This window comes from Streptomyces silaceus, assembly GCF_001419745.1.
Taxonomy (GTDB): Bacteria; Actinomycetota; Actinomycetes; order Streptomycetales; family Streptomycetaceae; genus Streptomyces; species Streptomyces silaceus.
Genome location: NZ_LIRJ01000560.1, coordinates 1 through 2,408 on the forward strand (window position 1 = coordinate 1; position 2,408 = coordinate 2,408).

The following is a 2,408-nucleotide window of genomic DNA, read 5'->3' on the forward strand; positions in this document are numbered from 1 at the left end:
CAGTCAGGCGGAGGGGCGGCGAGCCAGGCGGAGGGGGCGGTCAGGGCAGCGTGATGTGGTACGCCTTGCGCAGCGTCTCGTGGACGGTCCAGGTCGTACGGTCGCCCTCGCGCAGCACGGCGGCGTCGCCCGGACCGATCTCCAGGGTGTCGCCGCCCTCGACCGCGACGGTGGCGCGGCCGCTGACGACCACGAACAGCTCGTTGGCCTCCGTGTCGGTGACCACGCCGGGCGTGATCTGCCAGATGCCGCGCAGCTGCTTGCCGTCGGCGGACTCCCACAGCACCTTGCCGGTCACCACCGGGTCGCCGGAGACGATCTGCTCCGGGTCGAGCGGCTCGGCCTCCAGCTCGACGTCGGGAATGTGCACGGAGAAGGACGCGACAGCCTGATCATTCGTGGTCATGGCCGGTCACCCTAACCGGGGGCCGGACGGGCGCCGGGCCGGGGTCCGTCTTCGGCGGGCGCGCGGTCGCCGCCGCAAGGGTTTGACGGGGCGTGCCGCCCGCCAGGGATGAGGGGAGACCCTACAGGCAGGAGGCAGGCCCGTGCTGGTGGTGTCCGACGAGGTACAGACGGCTGTCGCGGAGCGGCGCCCCGTGGTGGCCCTGGAGTCCACGATCATCGCGCACGGCCTTCCGCGGCCGCGCAATCTCCAGGTGGCACAGGAACTGGAGGCGCTCGTACGGGAGGAGGGCGCCGTCCCCGCGACGATCGCCGTCCTCGACGGGCGCCCCCATGTCGGCCTGGAGAAGGACCAGTTGGGGCGGGTCGCGCACGACGACGGCGTCCGCAAGCTGGGCCACCGCGATCTGCCGCTCGCCGTGGCGGCGGGCGCGAGCGGGGCGACGACGGTGTCGGCGACGGCGCTGCTCGCCGCGCGGGCGGGGCTGCGGGTGTTCGCCACGGGCGGGCTCGGCGGGGTGCACCGGCAGTGGACGGTGACGCAGGACGAGTCGGCGGACCTGGGGCTGCTGGCCCGTACGCGGATCACGCTGGTGTGCGCGGGCGTGAAGTCGATCCTGGACGTGGCGGCGACGCTGGAGCGCCTGGAGACGCTGGGCGTCCCCGTGGCGGGGTTCGGGACGGACCGTTTCCCCGGCTTCTATCTCGCCGACTCCGGGCACCCGGTGGACTGGACGCTGCGTACGCCCGGGGAGGTCGCGGAGGTGATGCGGGCGCAGGACGCGCTCGACGGCTCCGACGCGGCGCTGATCCTGGCGAATCCGGTGCCGCACGCCGAACAGCTCGATCCCGCCCTCCACGCGCGCGTGCTGGCCGACGCGCTGGAGGCGTGCGAGGAGCGCGGCATCACGGGGCAGGCGATCACGCCGTTCCTGCTCGACGAGTTGGTGCGGCGCACCGACGGCGCGTCCCTGGAGGCCAACCTCGCGGCCGTCCGGGGCAACGTCCGGCTCGCGGCGCGCGTCGCCACGGCCTGGGCCGGGCGATGACGGAGCGGGGCGCGGGCCCGCGGGGGCTGCTGGTGGTCGGCGACGTCGTCACGGACATCGTCGCCCGGCACCGCACGGCGCTCGTGCCGGGCACGGACACGGCCGCGGCCATCCGTACGGTGCCGGGCGGCGCGGGTGCCAACGTGGCCTGCTGGGCGGCGCGTTGGGGCTGTCCCGACGTACGGCTCCTGGGGCGGGTCGGCGCCGACGCGGCGGCCTGGCACGAGGAGGCGCTCACGCGCGCGGGTGTGCGTCCCCGGCTCGTCGTCGACCCCTCGGCACCCACGGGGACGGTGATCTGCCTGGTGGACGGGGCCGCCGCGGCCGAGCGGACGTTCCTCACGGACAACGGCGCCTCGCTGCGGCTCTCCCCCGTCGACTGGTCGCCCGACCTGCTCGACGGGGTGGCGCGGCTGCATCTGTCCGGCTATCTGTTCTTCGCCGAGCCGGGCCGGGCGACGGCCCGCGCGGCGCTGGCCGCGGCACGCGCGCGTGGCGTGCCGGTGAGCGTGGACCCCGCGTCGGCGGGTTTCCTCGCGGAGGCGGACGTGGAGCGGTTCCTGTCGGCGGTCGACGGGGCGGAGACGCTGCTGCCGAGCCGGGGCGAGGCGGAACTGCTCACCGGGCTGCCCGACCCGGCGGACGCGGCGGTGAAGCTGAGCCGCCGCTTCCCGGCGGTGGTGGTCACGTCGGGCGCCGAGGGGGCGCTGGTGGCACGGGACGGCGAACTCCTGGGCCGCGCCGCCGCGGTGCCCGCGCGCGTACGGGACTCGACGGGCGCCGGCGACGCGTTCACCGGCGCGTTCCTCGCCGCCCGGCTGGGCGGTGCGGAGCTCCGCGAGGCGGTGACCGAGGGGTGCCATGCGGGGGCCCTGGCCGTGGAACAGGTGGGCGGCAGGCCTCCGGAGGAGGACGAGGAGTCGGCTGCGCTGCGGGGGTAGCAGGGCGCGAGGG

Annotated in this window: 3 protein-coding genes; 2 read left to right on the forward strand and 1 reads right to left on the reverse strand. The window is 76.0% G+C overall.

Annotated features, from left to right (window positions below; genetic code table 11):
• Window positions 1-40 precede the first annotated feature (40 nt).
• Entirely contained in the window at window positions 41-406 is a 366-nt protein-coding gene (locus tag AOK22_RS36555; RefSeq protein ID WP_055702973.1) for a cupin domain-containing protein, read from the reverse strand.
• Window positions 407-548: 142 nt separating this feature from the next.
• On the opposite strand from AOK22_RS36555, the gene AOK22_RS36560 reads away from it, so the two are divergent.
• Entirely contained in the window at window positions 549-1,454 is a 906-nt protein-coding gene (locus AOK22_RS36560; protein WP_055702974.1) for a pseudouridine-5'-phosphate glycosidase, read from the forward strand.
• Complete coding sequence (locus AOK22_RS36565; RefSeq protein WP_079037065.1) at window positions 1,451-2,395, forward strand: carbohydrate kinase family protein; 945 nt, start codon at window positions 1,451-1,453, stop codon at window positions 2,393-2,395. Before AOK22_RS36560 ends, AOK22_RS36565 begins: the two co-directional genes overlap by 4 nt.
• The last annotated feature ends 13 nt before the right edge of the window (window positions 2,396-2,408 follow it).

Bases quoted from the DNA above. Each gene is read 5' to 3' on its own strand.
- AOK22_RS36555 (WP_055702973.1), bottom strand. From the start codon at position 406: ATGACCACGAATGATCAGGCTGTCGCGTCCTTCTCCGTGCACATTCCC.
- AOK22_RS36565 (WP_079037065.1), top strand. From the start codon at position 1,451: ATGACGGAGCGGGGCGCGGGCCCGCGGGGGCTGCTGGTGGTCGGCGAC.